We start from the raw sequence: 3524 nt of genomic DNA, 5'->3' as shown, positions 1-3524 counted from the left end.
TCCGGTGAAGGGACTGGTAAAAGCGGCGGAAGCCTGGTTGTGGGTGCAGGTCTTCCTGACCCTGCTGGCCATCGGGGCTGTGGGGGCAGGGTTCTGGACCTGCTGGCTGGCCCTGAAGTACACGGCCTGGCTGTTTGGCCTGATGTAAAGCAAAAGCGGCCGCAAGAGAGCGGCCACCGAAAACCAGAAGAAAGGAGCAAGGATTGCCATGACTATTTTAACTCAAACATGCGCGGAGTGCAACCGGACCATCCACAACGGAGAGTTACTGACCTACACCCCGCCCCGGGCGGAGTGGGCTGCCGAGAAAGTTTGTCCTTACTGTTACGACATCCTGACCCGGCGGGACGCCGAAGAAAGGTGCGACCGGTGCGGGGACTGCGTGGGTATGGAAAACCTGGTCACGGTCCCCGGCGGCCTGGCGCTGTGTCCGGAGTGCCGCGACGAGTGGGAAGCGGAAGCGAAAGACCGGGCGCTGGTACACCTGTATGGGTTAGCCCAGGCCCTGCCGAACACCCTGGCTGGGTGGGAAGCAACCCTGCGCAAGGGTCTCGATGACGTGGATAAGTACACGAAGGAGCTGGGACCTTACGGCGGGATTGGGAGCCTGGAGGGGGTCATAAAGCATCTGCTGACCTGCCTGAAGGTCTTCGGCGGGCGGGTTAAGGAAGTGCTGGACGAAGTGGAGAGGTCCGGCGCGATACCGGAATAAGGAGGGAATCAAAACATGGTTGTCTTTATGGGAGAAACATTCGGCGGGTTAAGGTTTGCGGAGATAAACGGGAGGACTTACATCAATACCACCCCGCACCCGATCAACTTTGATTGTAACGGCGAAATTGTCACCGTCCCGCCGTCTGGGGTAGTGATCAACGCCAGCCCAAAGGAGGAAGTGGTTGCGGTTAGAGATGGCGTCGAGCTGGTGCGGACCGTTTTTGTGGGCACCCCGGAGGGGCACGCCAGGCTGGACGAGATTGAGGAACATTTCCCGGGAGCGTTTGTCGTAGGAAGTATAATCGCGGCCCAGGCATACCCGGGCCGGGTGCTGGCCATGGTCCCGGCACCGGGATTTGAAAGAGTGCCGCCGGATCAGAAGCGGATGCGGTTGGATAAGTTTACGGTGTACTAGTTAGTAAGCTGCGCCGTGCGCGGAGGTGATGATTTAAGATGAATGGCAATGACGAATTGGCTTTAGTTACTGCTATACCAGAACTCCTGGCAGTAGCTAGAGTAGCAAAGTCAGTAGTTGTAAATGCAAGAGAGGTTCTCCGAAACGCTAACGGCCACTTTTATCTTGATCATTATACCGTTGACATGGGTTATATGGTAGCGCTTCAACAAGCTCTGATTGCCCTTGAAGAAAAATTGGACCTGTCCAGATACGCTGGCGGTAGGGTGGTACCGTAAAAGCCACCCAGGAAAATAAGCTGCCCCGTGCGCGACTTCCCATGTCGGGGGAGCAGCGAAGGCAAGGAACGTGCCCAAAGAGCCGGACACTTAGCGCGGGCTTTGGCGGCGGGGCGGCTGAAACCAACCACCTCCTTGGCAGGGCTTTTTGCAGTGTAGTGCAGGGCCGGGACAAAACCCGGCCCACTCCCCCACTTTTTAAAAATATATAAAAGAGAGGAGGGCGGTCATGAGAATTTTAGCTACGCAAAGGCTTGAGGTAGATGTAACGGATAAGGATTTGGGGAGTGCTTTGTTTCAGAAGGTAGTACAAATGCTGGGCGGTATTGATGATGCGGGTCTTGATTGGTATACGTGCGGTAAAGACGTTTATATTGGGCGCAATAAGGAATGGCAGGTAGCTAGTGACCCTGATATTGCGACTTTAGTAGATGCTGCAAACATTCTACTATATGGTGAGCGTTTAACTTTAGATTAACAGCAGTTGGAGAGGAAGGAGTGAGTGAGAATGGATGCTGATGCCGTCATCCGGAGGATCGCGGCAGTCCTGCTTCAACGTGCCTTTATACCGGACGATGCCAAACTAAACGGCATTACGCTGACAACGATAGCCCGGCTGGTGCATGATTACCTGTCACATGATTACCTGACCGAAGAGGGCGACGAAGGTGGTGAAGACAGTGGCAATTAAGGGCGTTTCCGACATCCGCAGGCTGCCCCGCCTGGGCAAAATCCGGCTGGGGGAAAAAGCCTTGGCCCAGAGCGGCAAAGAGTACCCCAAGGCCGTGGATTACTTTGTGTGCCCCGATGAGGTGAAGAAGGTCTACGGCGAAAAACCCCGCGTCCTGGACATTATGTTCCCCGTGGAGGACACGAATATTTTCTTCCCCCAGTGGTACAAGCGCTATGGGGCCAGCACCGGCCTGATCTGCAAAGGCGACGGCGAGACGGCCGTCATGGTTGACCCGGAAACGGGTGAAATGCAGGAAATCGAGTGCTGCCCCGACGAGTGCGAATGGTACGCCAAGAAACACTGCCGCCGCCTGGCCAACCTGCAGTTTCTTCTGCCGAAGGTGCCGGGCCTCGGCGTCTGGCAGATTGATACAACAAGTTTTTACTCCATTGTCAACCTCAACTCCGCCATCGAGATGATCCGCGCCGTGGCCGGCCGGATCCGCATGATACCCTTGCAGCTTGTCCTCAAACCTCAAGAAGTGGCCCCAGACGGCAAAAAGAAAACCGTCTACGTCCTGGACCTGATCGCCCCATTCACGCTTCAAAAACTGGTTGCTGTCGGGCAGGGCAGTGCCCCCGTGTTCCTGCTACCGCCCGTAGACGAGAACGAGCGCCCGGAGGACCTCTACCCGGACGCCGTGCTGGACAAGAAGAACCCGGAGCCGTTCACCCTTGAGCCACCGGCAACCCAAAACGAATCGCCCCCTGACGACTGGTACGACCCGGAAACCGAGGCTTCCCTGGTGAAAGTCACCCGGCCCGGGGAGAAAAAACAGGCCCGCAATAAGAAGGCTACTGAACCGGTTGCGGCCCCGGTAGAACCGGATCCTATTGACGAGGAACTTCACCGCGCCTGGGACATCCTGGGCACCCCGCCGGCAAAGCGGAATGCGATCCTGGCCAAGCCCGGGCTGGATAAGCAGGCGCTGCTGAAGCAGTTGAACTCGGAAATCGACAGGCGCAACGCGGAACAAGCACCCCCACCACCCCAGCCACCCGAGCAGCCCCAGCAGCTTTTCCAGGGAGCATTCTTCTGATCCTTACCCGCCTGACGAGGCCCGGTTGTGCGGTCCCGGGCCGAAACCGCCCACTTCGGGCGGTCGCGGGAAACCGCCAGTTTTAAAAAGGAGGGTGCGAAGTGGGCAACTGGACACGTATTGTAACGTCCAAAGGTAGTAACAAGAACCAGGAGGAACGGTTAACAATTACATGTAACGGCAAGGACGGAGTGAGAATTAGCGGCGAGAACGTGTCGACAGCTTTCGTGCTCAAGGCCATACTGGCCCTGGTAGACACCTACCACGACCTGAAGGAGGCAGAAAAAGATGCGGGACTATAGCTACAGCCGGCTGAACCTGTTTGAGAGCTGCCCGGCGGCGTTC

Annotated in this window: 7 protein-coding genes; all 7 read left to right on the top strand. The window is 56.9% G+C overall.

Annotated features, from left to right (window positions below):
- The first annotated feature begins 208 nt into the window (after positions 1 to 208).
- The 7 genes from ACPLUI_RS12665 (at position 209) to ACPLUI_RS12635 (ending at position 3481) form a co-directional block, all read left to right on the top strand.
- Complete coding sequence (locus ACPLUI_RS12665) at positions 209 to 712, top strand: hypothetical protein (RefSeq protein WP_424660617.1); 504 nt, start codon at positions 209 to 211, stop codon at positions 710 to 712.
- A gap of 15 nt (positions 713 to 727) precedes the next feature.
- Positions 728 to 1129 (top strand): hypothetical protein, encoded by a 402-nt coding sequence (locus tag ACPLUI_RS12660; protein WP_424660616.1) that lies wholly within the window; start codon positions 728 to 730, stop codon positions 1127 to 1129.
- 56 nt (positions 1130 to 1185) lie between these two features.
- Positions 1186 to 1407 carry a hypothetical protein gene (locus tag ACPLUI_RS12655; protein ID WP_424660615.1) on the top strand — a complete coding sequence of 74 codons (222 nt, stop codon included), beginning with the start codon at positions 1186 to 1188 and terminating at the stop codon, positions 1405 to 1407.
- A gap of 229 nt (positions 1408 to 1636) precedes the next feature.
- A complete protein-coding gene (locus tag ACPLUI_RS12650; protein ID WP_424660614.1) occupies positions 1637 to 1885 on the top strand; it encodes a hypothetical protein in 249 nt (82 codons plus the stop codon).
- A 30-nt stretch (positions 1886 to 1915) separates the two neighbouring features.
- Positions 1916 to 2098: a hypothetical protein gene (locus ACPLUI_RS12645; protein ID WP_424660613.1), complete on the top strand. Its 183-nt coding sequence runs from the start codon at positions 1916 to 1918 to the stop codon at positions 2096 to 2098.
- On the top strand, positions 2088 to 3179 hold the full coding sequence (locus tag ACPLUI_RS12640; RefSeq protein WP_424660612.1) for a hypothetical protein: 1092 nt from the start codon (positions 2088 to 2090) through the stop codon (positions 3177 to 3179). The genes ACPLUI_RS12645 and ACPLUI_RS12640 overlap by 11 nt, the downstream gene beginning before the upstream one ends.
- A gap of 101 nt (positions 3180 to 3280) precedes the next feature.
- Positions 3281 to 3481 carry a hypothetical protein gene (locus tag ACPLUI_RS12635; protein ID WP_424660611.1) on the top strand — a complete coding sequence of 67 codons (201 nt, stop codon included), beginning with the start codon at positions 3281 to 3283 and terminating at the stop codon, positions 3479 to 3481.
- Positions 3482 to 3524: the final 43 nt, after the last annotated feature.

Origin of the sequence: Desulfofundulus sp., from assembly GCF_049701015.1 — a bacterium.
Taxonomy (GTDB): domain Bacteria; phylum Bacillota; class Desulfotomaculia; order Desulfotomaculales; family Desulfovirgulaceae; genus Desulfofundulus.
Note: the sequence above shows the minus strand (reverse complement) of the source record. Positions and strands in the feature narration are given on the sequence as shown.